Source organism: Flaviramulus sp., from assembly GCF_982512915.1.
In genome coordinates this window covers 49,137-69,160 of sequence record NZ_CEWOCJ010000011.1, presented here as the reverse complement: position 1 = coordinate 69,160, position 20,024 = coordinate 49,137, and the positions used below count along the sequence as shown (strand labels likewise).

Here is a 20,024-nt window from a genome sequence, read left to right as displayed (position 1 = left end):
GTTTATTTAATTTGAGTGAATCTATCGTCAATAACTGGTCTAATCGTGTCATTTTTTATAAAATTATCAATTAAAGCGTTTCTAACTTTATAATTTAAAACATAGAGACTATCGTTTGTTTTAAAGAAATTCATGTTATCACCTCCGTTGTATAAATAATCATTGGTAGCAACATAATATGTTTTATTATTATCAATTTTATTTCCTTTTATTTTAGCTTCAATAATTTTAAAGTCTTTATCTAAAGTAAGTTTAAGTTTTGATAATGGATGTGCTCTTTTGGCTTTGCTTAAATATAAAATTAAGCTATCAATTTGCTCTCTTTTTAAGGCTACAACCACAATGCTGTTCTCAAATGGCATGAGTTCAAAAGCAGTTCTTTTTGTAATATTACCTTTTGATAAAATAGACCTAATTCCTCCATGATTTAATAAAACCATATCAATATCATGTCCAGTTCTGCTTTTAAAAATGGGGTTAGCTTCATCGTAAATAACATCGGCCATAAAATTACCAATTGCTGTATTTAATTCGCCATCTGTTTTTGTATAAGTAGCTACTGAATAAGCTAAAACACTATCTAAATCTTTTTGAATGTTATCTCTGTAGGGTTTAATATATGTTTCTATTTCAGTATTAATAGCTATACTATCGTTAATTTCGATACGTAAACCTTCAATCTTAGTTAGGTTATATTTTTCCTGTTTACAACTCGAAAAAATAAAAATATATAACAAAATAAATAAATGTGTAAACCTCATATTTAAATCAGAAATTTTGAGTGTACTTTTGCTACCTTTGTGCAAAGTATAAAGATATATGATTTTAAAAGGTTTTAAAGAAAAATCTAATAAAAAATACTTAAACAAATTACTAACAGAACGGCAATTAAGTATTGTTGATAGTAAGATTGAAAGTTTAGGCGTTATCTTGAATATTGATGAATTTGGTGATTTTGAATTATTTAGAAAACTGGCTAAACATTTAAATATAAGGCCTAACAAAATAAAAATTATTGCCTTTTCGAAAAAAAAGAAATATGATTTAAATTCTTGGGATTTATGTTTTAATCCTAATGATTTTGGCTGGAATGGAGACATTAAGAATATCGAGTTGCAATCTTTTTTAGACATCAAATTTGATGCTTTAATTAGTTATTATGAAAAAGAAGTTTTAGAAATAAAACTGATAACTGCCTTATCTGAATCAAAGTTTAAAATTAGCATTTTTCAAACAGATGAACGTTTAAATGATTTAATTGTCAAAACCAATATCAATCAGTTTGATGTTTTCCAAAAAGAGGTTTTTAAATATTTAACAATACTAAATAAAATTAATTAAAAAAATAATGAACAGTAAGTTTATAGGAACCGGTGTTGCGTTAATAACACCTCTAAAAACAGATTTAACTATTGATCACGATGCTTTAATAAATATTGTTAATTTCAATATTGAAAATGGCATTGAATATCTTGTAATTTCAGGAACAACTGGAGAAAGTGTGACAATTACTAAAGAAGAAAAAAAGGCTATTATAAAAACTATTACACATGCTAATAAAGGTAGAGTTCCAATGGTTTTGGGTATAGGTGGTAACAATACAATGCAAGTTATTGAAGAAATAAAATCGACTGATTTGAGTAACATTGATGCTATTTTATCGGTTTCTCCTTACTACAGCAAACCAACTCAAGAAGGTATTTACCAGCATTTTAAAGCTATTTCTGAGGCATCTCCAATTGATATTATTTTGTATAATGTTCCAGGTAGAACTTCAAAAAATATGGAATCTGCTACAACGTTAAGATTAGCAAATGATTTCGATAATATTATAGCCGTAAAAGAGGCTGGGAATAATATGTCTCAATATTTTGATTTAATAAAAAATAAGCCAGAAGATTTTTTAGTAATCTCTGGGGATGATGATTTGGCTTTAGGAGTTGTTTTGGCAGGAGGAGCTGGAGTAATTTCGGTAATAGGTCAAGGGTTTCCTAAATCATTTTCTGAAATGATTCGTTTAGGTTTAAATGGAGATGCTAAAGAGGCTTATAAGTTTCATTATAATTTAATGGATGTTATTGGTTATATTTTTGAAGAAAACAACCCTGCAGGAATTAAAGCAGTTTTTGAAGCTTTAAATTTATGTCAAAGTACTGTTAGACTACCTTTAGTGCCAGCATCTCAAAATTTAAAAGATAAAATAAATAGGTTTGTAGCAAATTTTTAAGAATTGAAAGTAATAAAAGATCCTGGTTTAGGCAATTCATCTTCCCCACATGCAAAGCGAATGATGAATACAGATGGATCTTTTAATTTAATTTACTTGAATAAATCTAAAAATTTTTCTGAGTCTTATCACTATCTTGTAAATATTTCTTGGATACATTTTTTTATATTAACCTTTTTATTTGTTTTTATAATTAATTCATTTTTTGCACTAATATACTTGCTTCTAGGTATTGAATAGATTATTCCTACAACAGGGAATTTAATTAGTGATTTTTTTAATGCTTTTTTCTTTTCAATACAAACCTTTACTACTTTAGGTTATGGTTTGATGGCATCTCACGGTATGGCTAGTGGCATCATATCATCTCTTGAAGCATTTTTAGGATTAATGTTGTTTGCCTTTGTTACAGGCTTAATTTATGGGCGTTTTTCAAAACCAAAAGCTGCTATTCGTTTTAGTAAAAATTTAATCCTGAGGGATTATAATGATACAACAACTATGATGTTTAGGATAGTAAATAACAGAAAGACTACTATGATTTATCCAAAAATAGCTATAACATTATAACTTTCAAAACAGAATAATTTTGGTGGTTATGAAAACTTTTTTTATGCATTAAAGCTAGAGAGAGATACAATAAACTATTTACCAACAACTTGGACAATCGTTCATGAAATAAATAAAGATAGTCCGTTGTTTGATTTTACAAATGATGAAGTTCTTAATCAACATGGTGAGTTGTTAGTTATGATTAGCTATTATGATGAATCATTTAATCAAGAAGTTCATCAAATGCATTCTTATGTTTTAAATGAGATTTCTCCTAATCATAAGTTGGCAAAAGCCTATTATTATTACAATAATGGTAAAATGGTTTTAGATTACAAGCTTTTTGATGTTATAGAATCTATAAAAAGTTAAATATTACTTAAACCCAAGGATTGCTTAAAATCATGGGGTTAATTTAGCACTTAAATATTATTTTTAAAATCCATATTATTAACGTAATTTTGCATCCTGTTTAAAAATCTATGAAGAATTTTTTTTACATTTTTTTAATATCAACCATTATAAGTAGTTGTAGTGAATACCAAAAGGCTTTAAAAGCTGATGGAGAAGGGGCTATTGCTGAAAAATTTAAAATGGGTGAAGACTTATATAATGAAGGTAAATTTATCAAAGCTAATAGACTTTTTGCACAAATTGTACCCAATTATAGAGGAAAACCACAGGCAGAGAAACTAATGTATTTGTATTCAAATTCATTCTATGAAATGAAAGATTTTTATACATCTGGATACCAATTTGAACGTTTTGCTTCAAGTTACCCAAAAAGTGAGAAGCTTGAAGAGGCATCTTACTTAGCAGCAAAAAGTTATTACATGTTGTCACCGCTTTATACAAAAGATCAAAAAGAAACAAAAGGAGCTATTGAGAAATTACAAGAGTTTATTAATTTATTTCCAGATTCACAATATGTCAAAGATGCTAACAAACTAATTAAAGAATTAGATTTTAAATTAGAAAAAAAGGCTTTTGAAATAGCTAAAAAATATAGTGATATAGCACCAGGTTATACTAAAGATTTTAATGCGGCGATAAAATCGTTTGACAATTTTCTTTTTGAATTCCCAGGTTCCACTCTAAGAGAAGATGCCTTGTATTTTAGGTTAGATGCAGTATATCAACAAGCCATGAATAGTGTTGAATACAAAAATACCATACAAAACGGTTTGGTATATTTAAAGAAAGAACGTCTAGAAATGGCAAAAGAATATTCAGATACATTTAAAAAAATATTTGCTAATTCAAAATATATTGAAAGTGTGAATAAAATATCTATGGATGTAGAAGAAGAATTAAAAAATTACAGCACAAAAAGTTAAATAATAATAACCATGGATTTAAAAAAAACCAACGCTCCAGTCAATACAATAACGTACGATAGAAACCAAATAGATGAGCCGACAGAGAACATCTACGAATCAATTTCTATCATTGCAAGACGCGCAGAACAAATTAACACAGAGATTAAAAAAGAACTTATTGATAAGTTAGAAGAGTTTGCTACTTATAATGATAGTCTTGAAGAAATCTTTGAAAATAAAGAGCAAATTGAGGTATCTAAATTTTATGAAAAATTACCAAAACCTCATGCTTTAGCCGTTCAAGAATGGTTAACTGATAAAATCTATTTTAGAAATACTGAAGAAGATAATCAGGAATAATTTTTAAAATGTCAATATTAAGCGGCAAGAACATACTATTAGGAATTAGTGGTGGTATTGCCGCTTATAAAACAGCTTCGTTAGTAAGATTGTTTGTAAAATCAGGCGCATACGTAAAAGTAGTTATGACGCCATCTTCAAAAGATTTTATAACACCTTTAACTCTTTCAACACTTTCAAAACATCCAGTTTATTCTTCTTTTACAAACGATGAAGATGATAATGCTGTATGGAATAATCATGTGGACTTAGGTCTTTGGGCTGATTTGTTTATTATAGCTCCCGCAACAGCCAATACGCTATCTAAAATGTCTAATGGTGTTTGTGATAATTTATTATTAGCTACGTATTTATCTGTAAAATGCCCAGTATATTTTGCACCAGCCATGGATTTAGATATGTATAAGCACCAAAGTACAATCACTTCGTTTGCAACTCTAAAAAGTTATGGTAATATTATGATTCCTGCAACCAGTGGAGAATTAGCAAGTGGTTTAGTTGGAGAAGGAAGAATGGCAGAGCCAGAAGATATTATTTCTTTTATTGAAAATAATATTTTAGATAAACTTCCTCTTCGCGGAAAAAAAGTATTAATAACTGCTGGTCCAACCTATGAAGCTATAGATCCAGTTCGTTTTATTGGAAATCATTCTAGTGGTAAAATGGGATTTGAAATTGCTAAGGCAGCAGCAAATAATGGTGCTCAAGTTATTTTAGTTACTGGACCAACGCATCAAAAAGTATCACATAGTTTAATAAATATTATACACGTTACAAGCGCCCAAAATATGTATGATGAAGCTCATCGATACTTTGATAATGTAGATGTAGCCATACTATCTGCTGCAGTTGCGGATTTCAAACCAAAAGAAGTTGCTACTCAGAAAATAAAAAAGAAGTCTGATACGTTTAATTTAGAGTTAGAGAAAACAAAAGATATTTTAGCATCTTTAGGAGCTATTCGAAAACAACAATATTTAGTTGGGTTTGCTTTAGAAACTAATGATGAACTAGAAAATGCCATAGGGAAATTAAAAAAGAAGAATTTAAATTTAATTGTCTTAAATTCGTTGAATGATAAAGGAGCTGGCTTTAAAACCGAGACTAACAAAGTTACTTTTATTGATGATAAAGAAAATATCACTGAGTTTGAATTGAAATCTAAAGCTGAAGTAGCTTCGGATTTATTAAATAAAATTATTTCAGAAATTTGATGCGTAATATTCTAATTCTATTCTTTTTTGTATTTATTTTTAACGGGTTTTCTCAAGAACTAAATTGTAATGTAGTTGTTAATGCTCAATTAACTGGTAATGAGAATTTTCCAATATTTAAGACTCTAGAAAAACAACTTATAGAGTTTATTAACAATACAAAATGGACAAATAAAACATTTAAATCGCAGGAGCGCATAGACTGCAGTATGGTTGTAAATGTTTCTGCTTACAGTGGCGAGTCGTTTCAAGCTTCATTACAAGTACAATCCTCTAGGCCTGTTTATGGATCTTCATTTAATACACCTGTCTACAATTTTAATGATAAAGATTTTAATTTTCAATATTTAGAATTTCAAAATTTAATTTTCAATCCTTCTCAATTCGAATCTAATTTGATATCCGTTTTAGCATTTCATGTTTACATGATATTAGCTTTAGATGCCGATTCGTTTACAGAAAAAGGTGGTGATGATTACTATAAACAAGCACAAATCATATTAAATTATTCTCAACAAGGAAATTTTAAAGGATGGAAATTAGAAGATGGTTTATTGAGTAGGTTTGCACTAATTGACAATGTTTTATCACCGACTTTTAAAGAATATAGAGGCGTTATGTATAGTTACCACAGAAATGGTTTAGATGTTATGAGTGATAATGCTAAATCTGGAAAGGATGCAATAGCAAATTCTTTAAAACAGTTCCAAACAATGAATAGTCGTAGACCAAATTCTTTTATTCTGAGAACTTTTTTTGATGCTAAAGCTGATGAAATAGAGCAGATTTTTTCTGATGGCCCTAGTGTTAATATATCTAGTGTAAAAGAAACTCTTCAAAGAATTGCACCGATGTACAGTAGCAAATGGCAAAATATTAAGTTTTAATAGCTACTTTTTTTAAAGTCATTCACTATATTTATTTTATAATTAAATAATAAATAAAATTTTGCTCACATCACTTTCGATAAAAAATTACGCGTTAATTGATAATCTTCAAGTAGATTTTAAAGATGGTTTTTCCATAATTACAGGTGAAACTGGTGCTGGAAAATCTATTTTGCTGGGTGGTTTATCTTTGATTTTGGGTAAGCGTGCTGATTTAAGTAGTTTGAAAAATCCTGAGGAAAAATGTGTCATTGAAGCCGTTTTTAATATTTCAAACTATAATCTAAAAGCTTTTTTTTTAGCTGAAGATTTTGATTTTGAAACGTTAACCATCATAAGAAGAGAGATATTACCTTCAGGTAAATCAAGAGCCTTTGTAAACGATTCCCCTGTAAATTTAAATAGTTTACAATTATTAGGAGAACGTTTAATTGATATTCATTCACAACATCAAACTTTAGAGCTTACCAGTAATGAATTTCAATTTCAAGTAATTGATGCTTTAGCTAAAAACGAAGATGAGTTGCTTCTATTTAAACATCAGTTAAAGGCTTACAAATTGCTTCAGAAGGACTTAAAAGAACTTATAGTATTTCAAGCTGAAGCAATAAAAGAGCATGATTATAATTCATTCTTGCTAAATGAATTGACTGAGGCTAATTTAGTTGAAGGTGAATTAGAAACTCTTGAGGAAGAATATGAAACGTTAAATAATGTAGAAATTATTCAAGAAAAACTTTCTGAAGCATACCAATTGTTGAGCGAAGAGCAAATAGGTGTTATAGCATCATTAACATCATTAAAAAATACACTTCAAAAATTAGCATCGTATGCTACAAAATATGAAGATATTTTTAATAGAACGCAAAGTAGTTTAATTGAAATTGACGATGTATTCACTGAAATAAACAGATTGCAAGATTGTTTGGATGCAGATCCAAATAGGCTAGAGTTTGTAGATTCTAAGCTTAAAATACTTCATAATTTGATGCAAAAACATGTGGTCGTTTCTATTCCAGAACTTATTGAAATAAAAAATCAACTAGATGAAAAGGTTTCTATTACTGAAAATTTAGATGATACTATTAATAAAAAGCAAAAGGAAATTAAAGCCAAAGAAATTGAATTGACTACTATTGCTAAAACTATTAATACCAATCGTTTAAAAGTGATTCCTGAGTTAAAAAATCAGTTAGAAAACATCTTAGCAAGTTTAGGAATGTCAAATGCTCAATTTAAAATAGATTTAGTATTTACTAATTTGTTTCATGCTAACGGAAAAGACGAATTATCATTTTTATTTTCAGCAAATAAAGGTGGAAGTTTTAATGAGCTTAAAAAAGCAGCATCGGGAGGAGAATTATCAAGAATTATGTTAGCTATAAAATCAGTTTTAGCAAAATATATTCAATTGCCTACCATTATGTTTGATGAGATTGATACGGGAGTTTCTGGAGAAATATCTAATAAAATGGGAGATATTATGTTGCAAATGAGTAAAACCATGCAAGTATTTTCAATAACTCATTTACCACAAATTGCAGCAAAAGGACATTCTCATTTTAAAGTATTTAAAGAGGATGTAAATGATGTAACTCAAACCAACCTAGTAAAATTAAATCACGATGAACGTATTGTTGAAATTGCTCAAATGTTAGGAGGTTTAGAAATGTCATCATCAGCCATTGCTCATGCTAAAGAATTACTGAATTAAAAAAAGTTAAAGTTTAACGTTCAAAGTTTATTACTTTTGTCCCTGTTATACTTAAAACGCATAAACTAATCAATACATAAAATTACAATTATGTCATACAATTTATTAAAAGGAAAAAAAGGAATCATTTTTGGAGCCTTAGACTCAAACTCAATTGCTTGGAAAACAGCAGAACGCGTTCATGAAGAAGGCGGAAGTTTTGTTTTAACAAATGCGCCTGTAGCCATGCGGATGGGGCAAATTAATGAGTTAGCCGAAAAAACAGGTTCTCAAATCATTCCTGCTGACGCTACTTCTTTAGAGGATTTACAAAATTTGGTAGATAAATCAATGGAGATTTTAGGTGGGAAAATTGATTTTGTTTTACATTCTATTGGTATGTCAATTAACGTGAGAAAAGGAAAACATTACACCGATCAAAATTATGATTGGACCCAAAAAGGAACCGATGTTTCTGCGATGTCTTTCCATAAATTAATGCAAACACTTTACAAAAGCGATGCGATGAACGAGTGGGGTAGTATTGTAGCTCTAACTTATATGGCTGCGCAACGTGTATTTCCAGATTATAACGATATGGCCGATAATAAAGCTTATTTAGAAAGTATAGCACGTAGTTTTGGATATTTCTTTGGAGTTGATAAAAAAGTGCGTGTAAATACAATTTCTCAATCGCCTACGCCAACAACTGCTGGTAGTGGTGTAAAAGGATTTGATGGTTTTATTGCTTACGCCGAAAAAATGTCGCCACTAGGTAATGCAACTGCTTTAGATTGTGCTAATTATACAGTAGCAATGTTTAGCGATTTAACAAAACGTGTAACACTACAAAACCTATATAACGACGGTGGATTTAGTAATATGGGTGTAAGTAATGCCGTAATGAGTACCTTCACAGGAGAATAATAAATTATTTATATAATATATATAATCAGCCATCTTAATTAAGGTGGCTTTTTTGTTCATATTGGTTACATTTGTGTAAATTAATATAATTTGGGCGTTACCCTGAAAAAGTCAGGGTCGGGCTTTTCGCGCTACACAGTAGCTAGCTTCAATCCCTAACGCAAGCGTAACAAACTAGTTTCATGCAACTACAAATTTCATTTATAATTCCAGTTTTTAATCGTCCAGACGAAATACAAGAACTTTTACAAAGTTTTGAAGCTTTAGAAACTGAATTTCCTTTTGAGATAGTAATCATTGAAGATGGCTCAACCAAACCATCAAAATATGTCGTTGATAGGTACAAAAACAAACTAAATATTTCCTATTTCTTTAAGGAAAACTCCGGTCCCGGAGATTCAAGAAACTTCGGTATGAAAAAGGCTAAAGGTAATTATTTTGTCATTTTAGATAGTGATTGTATTGTGCCAAAAAACTATTTAAATAGTGTTTTTAAAAGTTTGAATGAGAGTTATGTAGATTGTTTTGGCGGACCAGATGCAGCACATCCATCTTTTACAAATCTTCAAAAAGCCATAAATTTCTCTATGACTTCATTTATAACCACAGGCGGTATAAGGGGAAATAATAAAAGCGTAAATAAGTTTCAACCTAGAAGTTTTAATATGGGTCTTTCTAAAAAAGCTTTTGAAGTCTCAAAAGGTTTTGGGAATATACATCCTGGTGAAGATCCAGATTTATCTATGCGTCTTTGGAATTTAGGATTTAAAACAAAATTAATCCCCGAAGCTTTTATATACCATAAACGTCGCATTTCTTTAATTAAATTTTATAAACAAGTGTATAAATTTGGTTTAGTTCGTCCTATTCTAAGTATATGGCATCCTAAATCAAAAAAAATAACGTATTGGTTTCCAACACTATTTGTTGTAGGTTTTATACTTTCTTTATGTTTGTTTTTATTGAATTTTAAATGGTTTTTATTAGCTTATATTTTGTATTTTATGATAGTTTTTAGTGTTGCCTTAGAGTCTACTAAAAATTTTGTGGTCTCATTACTATCATTATTAGCTATTTTAGTACAATTTTTTGGATATGGTTTTGCTTTTTTAAAATCTACCTTTGTAGTTTCTATATTAAATAATAAACCAGAAACGTATTTTCCAGAATTATTTTTTAATTTGAAACGATGAAAAATCTGAAATCAGAAATTATTTCTTCTTTTAAAAACAGAAAAATCAATGTGTTTTTTTTGTTTTTGTTTTCAGCATTTATCATTCTAATCGTTTTAAAACTATCAAAAGATTATACAAACACATTAGCTTTCGAAATTGAAAAACTTAATGTGCCTCAAGAAAACATTATTTTAAGTGATTCTATCAAACTTAATATCACTTTAAAAACACATGGTTTTAAATGGCTTAAATATTATTTTTCAAATCCTAAAATTGAAATTGATTTTAGCAAAGATGTTTACAAGAAAGAGGGTTTATTTTTATGGAATAAGTCTGCTGCTTATTTAAAAAACACACAGTTTGATAAGGAAGTAGAATTGCTTAATTTATCTCCAGATACCTTGATGTTTAGGTATGGTGTAAACTTGGTAAAAAAAATACCTGTGAAAGTCAATGCAACTATTAATTTTATACCTGGTTTTGATATGGCTTCAGATTTGATTTCAGAACCCGATTCTGTTGTTATCGTAGGTCCAAATATAATAGTTAACGAAATTAACTATTTAGAGACAGAAGCTATAATTATAAAAGATATTAGAGAAGATTTATCATCACAAGCTAGGTTGAAATTACCTAAAAACAATAAGGATTTAAAGTTTTCTAACACATACGTTTTGTTAAAAGCAAAAGTTGAAAAGTTTACAGAGGGTTCTTTAAATATACCTATCGTTATCATCAATCAACCTAAACAGATTGAATTAAAATTTTTCCCAAAAACTGTGGGTGTATCGTTTAACGTTAGTTTAAGTAATTACAGTAAAATTACAAGTAAAGATTTTAAAATTATTTGTGATTACAATAAAATTAATGATAACCAGTCGTTTTTAATTCCTGAGTTTTCAAAAATCCCCTCAGAAGTTAAAAATTCTAAAATTAATCAACAACGTATTGAATTTATAATAACTAAATGATAATTGTAGGCTTAACAGGAGGTATTGGTAGTGGTAAAACTACGGTTGCAAAAGAATTTAATCTTTTAGGAGTGCCAGTTTTTATTGCTGATGAAGAAGCTAAAAATTTGATGCGTAAATCAAAAGTTATCAAACGGAAATTGATTCAATTATTTGGAAATGAAGCCTATATAAATGGTGAGCTTAATAAACCTTTTTTAGGGAATATTATTTTTAACGACCCTATCTATTTAAGAAAGATGAATGCGATAGTTCATCCAAAAGTTGCTTTGCAATTTGATAAATGGGTTAAAAAGCAAACTTCAACTTATATTATTAAGGAAGTAGCCATATTATTTGAAAGTGGTGGATATAAACTGTGTGATTACGTAATAACAGTTACTGCTAACAAAGCTTTACGTATAGAGCGTCTTTTAAAACGAGATCATACTACAAAGGAGAAGATTGAAGCAATTATGAAAAATCAATGGCCTGAGGAGAAAAAAATAAAGAATTCAGATTATGTAATTAACAATGTAAGTTTAGCTAATACAAAAAATCAAATTCTAAAAATACATAGTGCAATTATAAAAAAAGCTGATATTCTTAAAATTTAACATTTTTGTTAATGTAAGGTTAAAAGATAAGACTGCTAAATGTTAAAATGTTAATTTTGATTGATGAGCAAAAGAATATTCATTCTACTGATAATATTAATGAGTTTATCACTTGTAGGCATCATATCTATACAAGCTTATTACATAAAAGGTTCTGTAAATAACGAAAAAGAACGCTTTAAATATAATGTAGTTACAGTATTAAATAATGTGTCTAATACAATAGAAGAGAATGAATTTGAACAGTATTTTTCTGAATATTTAAGTTTAGATAAAGAAAAAAAGGCAGATGAAGATGCTGTTTCTCAGTTATTAATTTACCGAAAAAATAACAGTACTAAAGAAACACTCATCTATAAAAGTAATGTATTAGAAGAGAATTATAAACTCTCTTCCTCGCTCTTTGACATCGGTTTAGATAGCCTTGATATTACAAATATTATTGGAAATTCTACTACAGAAATTTATAGTGACGTAGACTCTGCAGAAAAAGATTTGAAAAGTCCAATTACCAATATTATAAGAAGTGGTACTATAGATGAAGCCCAAAAATTATCTTTTAAAAAAAATTTTAAAGAAGTTTTTAAAAGAAAACCAATTCATAAAAGAGTTTCAGAAGCTGAAATTAGAAAATTATTATCTGAAAAACTTTCTAAATATGATATTAATATAGATTTTGAGTTTGCCATTTATAGTAGTGATTTAGCAACAAAAGTGAGTAGCGATAATTTTGAGAATAAAGTTAATTCTACTTATAGTGTCCCTATATTTTATGACGAAAACAATCAAAGTTTATATAAACTTTTGGTGAATTTTCCAGATGATAAAAAATTTATTTTGTCAACTATAATGGGCATGATTTTATTATCAATTTTATTTACATCTATAATTATAATAGCTTATTCAAGTGCGCTATATCAACTTTTAAAACAACGAAAAATATCAGAAATTAAAAGTGATTTCATAAACAACATGACGCATGAATTTAAAACACCTATAGCGACAATAAATTTAGCTTTAGATGCCATAAGAAATCCTAAGGTAATTGATGATAAAGAGAAGGTAATTCGTTACCTTACTATGATAAAAGAGGAAAACAAGCGTATGCACGCTCAGGTTGAAAATGTATTAAGAATATCTAAACTAGAAAAAAATGAGCTAAATATAAGTAAGGATAGAGTTGATTTACACGACTTAATTGAAGATGCGATAACACACGTTGAACTTATTGTAGAAGATAGACAAGGTTATATAAAAACATTTTTAGATGCTGAAAATGCATCAGTTTTAGCAAATGAGACGCACTTTACAAACGTTATTGTAAATATTTTGGATAATGCGATAAAGTACTCTCCAAATGCACCAAAAATAGAAGTTTACACCGAAAATATAGGAACTTATATTTTATTAAAAGTGAAAGATCATGGTAGCGGTATGAGTAAAGCTGTTGCCAAAAGAGTGTTCGAGAAATTTTATAGAGAACACACAGGAAATATACACAACGTTAAAGGGCATGGTTTAGGCTTAGCCTACGTAAAAAGAATAGTAGAAGACCATCAAGGTCATGTATCAGTCGAATCAGAAAAAGAAAAAGGAAGCACTTTTATAATAAAGCTTCCATTAATATCATAAAACTATGGAAGAGCATAAAAAAAGAATATTATTAGTAGAAGATGATCCTAATTTTGGAACTATTCTAAAAGATTATTTAATGATGAATGATTATGAAGTTACTCATGCTAAAAATGGTATGGAAGGCTTTGAGAAATTTAAAAAAGATGATTTCGATTTGTGCATCTTGGATGTTATGATGCCTTATAAAGATGGTTTTACTTTAGCTAAAGAAATAAGAGAGAAAAATACAGAAGTACCTATTGTATTTTTAACAGCTAAAACCATGAAGGAAGATGTGTTAAAAGGTTATAAAGTGGGAGCTGATGATTACCTAAATAAACCTTTTGATAGCGAGGTTCTATTAATGAAAATAAAAGCAATCATTCAACGTAAAGCTACAGAAACAATTTCTGATAGTAAGCAATTTGAATTTAAAATAGGAAAATTTGATTTAAATTCGAAACTTCGTTTCTTAAAATTTAACGGAGGTGACCCCGTCAAATTATCACCAAAAGAAAACGAATTGTTACGTTTATTAGCTTTACATGAAAACGATTTAATGCCACGAGAATTAGCATTAACAAAAATTTGGCGTGATGATAATTACTTTACATCACGAAGTATGGATGTATATATTGCAAAATTGCGTAAATATTTAAAACTTGATGAAAAGGTAGAGATATTAAATATTCATGGTGAAGGTTTTAGGCTTGTTATAAATGAATAAAAGTTTACAATAAGATAATTAATTAAATAATAGGATGCATTAATAAGTTCGATTGAATTTACGATTACTAATTCTAAAGATGATTCTGAATTGTATGTTAATATACAATTAGAATTAGCATCAATATTATAGCAAGGAATTGAAGCGCTGGAGGAGTAGCTCCCAGTAAATTCTATACCATCAGAATTTAATGTTAATATTGGTATTCCTTGTACTGTAAAGTTATTATTGTTATTGAGTTTAATTTCAAATTGTAATCTAGAGGTATTATTTCCAGTATCTGGAATAAAGTTAAAACTTATGACTTCATAAGTAAAGTTTTTTAATACCGGTGGTTCAATTAGTTTTGGTGTTTCAGGTTCTGGGAAATCACAACGAACCTCTAATGTAGTATCATATCTATATGATTGATTGTTTATCCAATAAAATTGAGGTATAATAATAGTTTTGTTACATTCATCATTCTAAGAATTACAATTAAAAAAAATAATGAATATTAAAAACACACTAAAAGTTATCCTAAATTCTCTCAAGTAACCAATTTTTAAATTCATAAAAATTTTGTGGAGCTACACCATGCCCAACAGGAAATTCTGAATATTTATGCTTAATATTTAAATTCTTTAAAAAAGGAACGGTTTGTCTGGCCCAATCTACTGGAATCACTTGATCAACACTACCATGAGAGCAATAAAAATCTAAGTTAGAATAATCTTTTTCTATAAGATTACCAGAAATAATATCTTGATTAACATATCCGCTTAAAGCTACGATATTTTTAACTTTTTCCGGATAAGTTAAAGCTAAAGCGTAACTTAAAATACTACCTTGACTAAATCCTAAAAGGGTTACATTATCTTTATTTACAGGATATATAACTAGAACTTCATCAATAAATTTAGCAATTAAATCTCTTGATTCTTTTGCTTGTTCATGATCGCTCCATTTTCCTTTTTCAGCATCAAAATTAATCGCGTACCAGGCATTTCCAAAAGGTTGAATGGCATAAGGTGCTTTTACTGAAATGATAAAAAGTTCTTCAGGTAATTCAGAGGCAAATGAGAATAAGTCGTTTTCATCGCTACCATAACCATGCAACATGATTAATAAAGGTGCGTACTCATTTCGAGTAGATTTTCTAACTATATGATCTAGAGAAAGGGATGTGTTTTTCATTTATTTACCAACATTTGAAAACCAATCTTGAAATAATTTTCCAAAAAATGGTGCTAATTTTGCTTCACCATTAATAGCATTTATTAATCCAAAAACCCAAAATATAAAAGTTGCAAACCAAAATAGGGTTCCCAACCAACTGTTAACATATTTCTCAGTTACATTTGAGAAAATGAGTAATAAAATTAAACCTAGCATTTGTCTGCTATGAAAGGCAGTAAAAGGATTTTTTTTATTTAGATTTTGAATAATAGCTATTATGAGTCCAACAAACGTGAAATATGAAACAATGGCTAATGTTTTACCTTCTTGAATATCTTGATTAGTCATTTGTTAATTAATTTAAATGTACTTGATTATTTGATACAACACCGTAAACTTTTCCTTTTAATATTTCATTTTCAAATATCGCATTTTTGGATTTTGAAATAATATTATGCTTAGTGAATGTGTATTTTTCGTCAGGATTAAAGAGTGATAAATCTGCTTTTTCACCAATATTTATAGAAGTGTTTTTTATACCAAATCGAGATTTACCTTTTGTTAAAAGTTCAATTGATTTTTTTAAAGTAAATATATTTTGAAGAGCACCAAAGGCACTTTCTAAACCAATTGTACCATAAGAAGCATGATCAAATTCTATTTTTTTATGTTCAATATCCAACGGGTTGTGGTCACTTGTAATCATATCTATACTCCCATCTTTAATACCTTCAATTAAAGCATCAATATCTAATTGTGTTCTTAATGGAGGTAACACTTTAAAATGTGTATTAAAATCATGTAAAGATTTATCTGTAAAATATAAATTATGAATAGCAACACTACATGTAACATCTAATTTTTTCTTTTTAGCTTCTCTAATCAATGATACTGAATCTGCTGAAGATATAGTAGGAATATGTAATTTTCCACCAGTATATTCTAATATAAATAAATCTCTAGCTACTTGTAATGATTCAGCTAAAGTTGGAATGCCTTTTAAACCAAGCTTTGTACTAGCAATATGTTCATTCATTACACCATTCCCCGCAATTTTATTTTCTTGAGGAAACGAGCAAACTAAACCATCAAAATTATTTGCATATTGTAAAGCAATCTTCATAAGATTAGGGTTAGAAATTGGCTTTTTGTAATCATAAAATGCGCAAGCGCCAGCAGTATTCATATCAAAGAGTTCTGCTAAATCTTCTCCTTTTGCACCAGCTGTTAAAGCCCCTATAGGTAATAAAGTAACAGCACTTTTACTAGCTTTTGAGTGTAAAAAAGTAATATCTGAATTGCAATCAATTACCGGATTTGTATTGGCATTAAGAGCAATTGCTGTAAAACCTGAAGATGCTGCTGTTTTAAGTCCGTTTTCAATAGTTTCTCTTTCTTCAAACCCAGGTTCTCCAAAACACACACTACTGTCAAACCAACCTTGAGAAACATATAGATTATTAAAAGAAGTTTCTTGATATTTTTTTGGGTTTTTAATGTTGTAGGCAATTTCAGCAATCACACCATTTTCAATTAAAATATCCTGAGTTGTATTATGAAACTCACTTTTGGAATCTATAATGGTAGCAGATTTTATTAGTATATTCATTTAAAGAATTTTAAGATAACTAATTCAATAATCAATAAAGCTAGTGCAAAAATAACAAACCATTTCCATAGAGCATTAACTTTTGAGTCACTTTTTATCGAATCGAAAATTTCGGTTATTGAGTTACTTTGCTTTATTTGATCAGAATTAAGAATATTTTGGTAAACTAAATCACTTTCATTTCTATCATAATTATAGCTAATCTTTTTTAAAACATCCGTTTTATTATTAATTGAATAGGTTCCAGCAATAATGGGTTCGTTTATAGTTTCTAAAACCACCTTATTGTTAAAGTATTGTTGTTTTGGAATCAAATTTATATCATCTTTAACCAATGAGAGTACTGCATCTTGTTGCAATTGAGTTTCAATTCCATAAGTATTTTCTTTTCCAATGGTGTAATATAATCTTGGTATTTTAAAACTTTGTTTTGCAATGTTATAAAGTGTTGGAACTATTAATGGTGAATTTTTAAAACTAGAATTTTCTTCATTTAAAGCCGAAGAAAATAAAAATATTTTTTGAGTTTGACCCAAGAAAACTTTCCCATCTTCAAATTGTAAAACATATGATATATTGTTTGAATTGATATCGTAAAAACTATTGACTTTGGGATATTGAAAATTACTAACCTCTTTCTCAAAAACACCATTGTTATATAAAGGGTGTGCGTAATTAATGTTTGTTATTTGTTTTTCAGAAGGGTTTAAAATATTAAAACTTGCATTGTAATTAGTTAATAGTTGATTGTATGAATTAATATTTATTTCTTTTGATGGAATAACAAGAATACTACCATCATTTGAAGCAAATTGTTTTAAAATGGTATTTAAAGCTACAGGAATTTCTTTTAATTCATTTAATATAATTAAGTTTTGTTTTTCAATTATATTATAATCTAATTGGTTTTCTTGGGCTACTGTGTAATTGAATTCGTTTTCAGTAAAAATGCGCTTTAAAAAATTATCATCAGAGGCATTAATAACTAAAACATTAATTTTAGAAGCTTCATTTATGTTGAAATATAATATGTTATCAAACTCTAAATGACTGTCATCAATGGTGATTTTACCATTTATAACTTCGTTGTTTGGAATAGAAAATATAGTTTCAGCTGTTTTTTCAATCCTAACAGATGTTTTAGCTATAAGTTTATCATTATTAAACAATGAAATAGGTAAATTTTCAATAGGAACACCACTATTTTTTAATAATACATTTAAAGATAATGATGTAGCTGATGTTTTAGAAATATAAACACTATCAATAGCTACATTATTGGTGTTTACAGGTGATAATTTTACAAAAAGTAAATTTGTTAAAGAATCTGTTTTTGGATTGAATTTAGACTTGTCTTCTTGAAAGTCGCTTATAAAAACTAAGTTTTTTAAAATATTTTTTTTAGCATTGAAAGTGGATTTGCTTTTTAATAAAGCAGCTTCTAATGATAATTTATTAGAGGAATAATTAAGTTTTAATAAATCGTTTTTAATGGTTTTTATAATCGTGTTTTTATAAATATTTTCATTTGTAATTAAAGTGATGTTTTCATCCTCTGGTATATTATTAATAATATCTTGTACAGCTCGTTTTAAAAGTTCTCCTTTTACACCTTTAGCTTGCATACTAAAGGAGTTATCTAGATAAATAACCGTTTCTTTTTTAGTTTTAAATTTATTTGTTTTTGATGTAAAGGGTTGTGCAAAGGAGAAAACTAAAGCTGCTATTAGTAATAACCTAGTAAAAAGAATTAACCATTTTTTTATTTGTGAACTTTTACGGGTTTGTAAGGTAGCTTCTTTTAAAAAGGCCACATTTGTAAAATCTACTTTTTGAAATTTTCGTAATTGAAATAAATGAACGATAATAGGAATGAGCAGTAAAAATAGCGCGTAAAGAAGTTCGGGGTGTTTAAACTGCATGTCGTATTTAGATTTTTCAAAGCTACATATTTTTTTTTATTAACAGAAGAAAATATAATCTTCAATTGGCTTTAAATTTAGGTTATGCATGTAGCTTTTTATTTCTTTTTGAGAATTTTCATTTGCAACCGTAATAATACTTTGCGTATTGGTTATGTTTTCTAAAAAATTAAAAGACTTTAATTTTTTATCATAAATTACTCTATCAATTTTATTTGGATTATCACATATCCATTCAAAGGTAATGTTTTTTTCTATAAATGTCTGAGCAATTTTTTTTCCTTTAAAGCCTGCACCCCAAACTATCAAGATTTTATTAGGGTTGTAATCTATTTCTAAAAAGTAAAATAGTTTTATATCTAAAAAATAATTTAAAGCATAATGCTTGTGCGTTCTTGAGGTACGGTAACTATAATCCCGCCAAAGGTGTAAAACTTCGTTGCAAGGGATACATTTATATTGGTATTTGTAAAACCTAAAAGTTAAATCGTAATCTTCTGGATATCTGTTTGGATTAAAACCTTCACAAGCAATCAAATCTTCTCTGTATGTCATCCAGCATGGAGATGCAATTACACATTCTTTGTAAATTTCAGAATAATTTGTACCATTTTTAGTTAAAGAATTTAACCAATGCTCATATTTTTTATAGCCATTACTAATCCCTTGATCAGAAAAATAAGAAACTAAACCAGTTGCTACATGTTTTTTACCATAGTTTAGTAAATTACTAACTAAAACTTCGAGTTTATTTGGTGTCATTATATCATCACTATCCATTCGAGTTATAAATTCGCCTTTACTAATTGAAAAGGCTAATTGTAAGGCTTCGATAATGCCATTTCCTGAATTTTTGATGAGCTTAATTCTGGAATCTTTTTCAGCAAAATATTTCACTACGAGGTAGCTATCATCTGTTGAATGATCATCAACAATTATAAGTTCCCAATTTGAATAAGTTTGTTCTAAAATAGATTTTAAACAATCTGCTATAAAAGCTTTTGTATTCTTAAAAGGTGTAAGTATGCTAACTAATTTTTTTTGCATAAAGCGAATATACACAATAACTCATT

General features: G+C 28.3%; 21 protein-coding genes. 15 read left to right on the top strand and 6 right to left on the bottom strand.

The genetic code is table 11. The features are described from left to right. Positions 1-2: 2 nt before the first annotated feature. Positions 3-761 carry a 5'-nucleotidase C-terminal domain-containing protein gene (locus tag AC1XJX_RS09125; protein WP_482003667.1) on the bottom strand — a complete coding sequence of 253 codons (759 nt, stop codon included), beginning with the start codon at positions 759-761 and terminating at the stop codon, positions 3-5. 58 nt (positions 762-819) lie between these two features. Between AC1XJX_RS09125 and AC1XJX_RS09120 the strand changes: the two genes are divergently transcribed. The 15 genes from AC1XJX_RS09120 (at position 820) to AC1XJX_RS09050 (ending at position 14,262) form a co-directional block, all read left to right on the top strand. After that, a complete protein-coding gene (locus AC1XJX_RS09120; RefSeq protein ID WP_482003666.1) occupies positions 820-1,341 on the top strand; it encodes a DUF6913 domain-containing protein in 522 nt (173 codons plus the stop codon). 7 nt (positions 1,342-1,348) lie between these two features. Next, positions 1,349-2,227: a 4-hydroxy-tetrahydrodipicolinate synthase gene (gene dapA, locus AC1XJX_RS09115; protein WP_482003665.1), complete on the top strand. Its 879-nt coding sequence runs from the start codon at positions 1,349-1,351 to the stop codon at positions 2,225-2,227. Between the two features lie 240 nt (positions 2,228-2,467). Continuing rightward, positions 2,468-2,797: an ion channel gene (locus AC1XJX_RS09110; RefSeq protein ID WP_482003700.1), complete on the top strand. Its 330-nt coding sequence runs from the start codon at positions 2,468-2,470 to the stop codon at positions 2,795-2,797. Between the two features lie 69 nt (positions 2,798-2,866). After that, on the top strand, positions 2,867-3,151 hold the full coding sequence (locus tag AC1XJX_RS09105) for a hypothetical protein (protein WP_482003699.1): 285 nt from the start codon (positions 2,867-2,869) through the stop codon (positions 3,149-3,151). 110 nt (positions 3,152-3,261) lie between these two features. Then, a complete protein-coding gene (locus tag AC1XJX_RS09100; protein WP_482003664.1) occupies positions 3,262-4,116 on the top strand; it encodes an outer membrane protein assembly factor BamD in 855 nt (284 codons plus the stop codon). Between the two features lie 12 nt (positions 4,117-4,128). Then, the gene (locus AC1XJX_RS09095) at positions 4,129-4,458 is read left to right on the top strand and encodes a DNA-directed RNA polymerase subunit omega (protein ID WP_308992127.1); all 330 of its coding nucleotides are present in this window, start codon (positions 4,129-4,131) and stop codon (positions 4,456-4,458) included. 8 nt (positions 4,459-4,466) lie between these two features. Then, a complete protein-coding gene (gene coaBC / locus AC1XJX_RS09090; protein WP_482003663.1) occupies positions 4,467-5,672 on the top strand; it encodes a bifunctional phosphopantothenoylcysteine decarboxylase/phosphopantothenate--cysteine ligase CoaBC in 1,206 nt (401 codons plus the stop codon). Beyond that, positions 5,672-6,559: a type IX secretion system protein PorD gene (porD, locus tag AC1XJX_RS09085; RefSeq protein WP_482003662.1), complete on the top strand. Its 888-nt coding sequence runs from the start codon at positions 5,672-5,674 to the stop codon at positions 6,557-6,559. The genes coaBC and porD overlap by 1 nt, the downstream gene beginning before the upstream one ends. A 61-nt stretch (positions 6,560-6,620) precedes the next feature. After that, positions 6,621-8,273, top strand: coding sequence for a DNA repair protein RecN (gene recN, locus AC1XJX_RS09080; protein WP_482003661.1), 1,653 nt, complete (start codon positions 6,621-6,623; stop codon positions 8,271-8,273). A gap of 90 nt (positions 8,274-8,363) precedes the next feature. Then, positions 8,364-9,179 carry an enoyl-ACP reductase FabI gene (locus AC1XJX_RS09075; RefSeq protein ID WP_482003660.1) on the top strand — a complete coding sequence of 272 codons (816 nt, stop codon included), beginning with the start codon at positions 8,364-8,366 and terminating at the stop codon, positions 9,177-9,179. 182 nt (positions 9,180-9,361) lie between these two features. Beyond that, positions 9,362-10,372: a glycosyltransferase family 2 protein gene (locus tag AC1XJX_RS09070; protein WP_482003659.1), complete on the top strand. Its 1,011-nt coding sequence runs from the start codon at positions 9,362-9,364 to the stop codon at positions 10,370-10,372. Then, positions 10,369-11,325, top strand: coding sequence for a CdaR family protein (locus AC1XJX_RS09065; RefSeq protein ID WP_482003658.1), 957 nt, complete (start codon positions 10,369-10,371; stop codon positions 11,323-11,325). The genes AC1XJX_RS09070 and AC1XJX_RS09065 overlap by 4 nt, the downstream gene beginning before the upstream one ends. Beyond that, on the top strand, positions 11,322-11,921 hold the full coding sequence (gene coaE, locus AC1XJX_RS09060; protein WP_482003657.1) for a dephospho-CoA kinase: 600 nt from the start codon (positions 11,322-11,324) through the stop codon (positions 11,919-11,921). Before AC1XJX_RS09065 ends, coaE begins: the two co-directional genes overlap by 4 nt. Before the next feature lie 99 nt (positions 11,922-12,020). After that, positions 12,021-13,553 (top strand): sensor histidine kinase, encoded by a 1,533-nt coding sequence (locus AC1XJX_RS09055; protein WP_482003656.1) that lies wholly within the window; start codon positions 12,021-12,023, stop codon positions 13,551-13,553. A 4-nt stretch (positions 13,554-13,557) separates the two neighbouring features. Next, positions 13,558-14,262 carry a response regulator transcription factor gene (locus AC1XJX_RS09050; RefSeq protein WP_482003655.1) on the top strand — a complete coding sequence of 235 codons (705 nt, stop codon included), beginning with the start codon at positions 13,558-13,560 and terminating at the stop codon, positions 14,260-14,262. Between the two features lie 519 nt (positions 14,263-14,781). Here the strand turns inward: AC1XJX_RS09050 and AC1XJX_RS09045 are convergent. Genes AC1XJX_RS09045 through AC1XJX_RS09025 form a run of 5 tightly spaced genes read right to left on the bottom strand, consistent with a single transcriptional unit; the run spans position 14,782 to position 19,998 of the window. Next, positions 14,782-15,438: an alpha/beta hydrolase gene (locus AC1XJX_RS09045; protein ID WP_482003654.1), complete on the bottom strand. Its 657-nt coding sequence runs from the start codon at positions 15,436-15,438 to the stop codon at positions 14,782-14,784. Further along, positions 15,439-15,768 (bottom strand): DUF4870 domain-containing protein, encoded by a 330-nt coding sequence (locus AC1XJX_RS09040; RefSeq protein ID WP_482003653.1) that lies wholly within the window; start codon positions 15,766-15,768, stop codon positions 15,439-15,441. Positions 15,769-15,775: 7 nt separating this feature from the next. Then, a complete protein-coding gene (locus AC1XJX_RS09035; RefSeq protein WP_482003652.1) occupies positions 15,776-17,029 on the bottom strand; it encodes a dihydroorotase in 1,254 nt (417 codons plus the stop codon). After that, positions 17,026-18,951, bottom strand: coding sequence for a vWA domain-containing protein (locus tag AC1XJX_RS09030; RefSeq protein ID WP_482003651.1), 1,926 nt, complete (start codon positions 18,949-18,951; stop codon positions 17,026-17,028). The genes AC1XJX_RS09035 and AC1XJX_RS09030 overlap by 4 nt, the downstream gene beginning before the upstream one ends. A gap of 39 nt (positions 18,952-18,990) precedes the next feature. Continuing rightward, entirely contained in the window at positions 18,991-19,998 is a 1,008-nt protein-coding gene (locus AC1XJX_RS09025) for a glycosyltransferase family 2 protein (protein ID WP_482003650.1), read from the bottom strand. Positions 19,999-20,024: the final 26 nt, after the last annotated feature.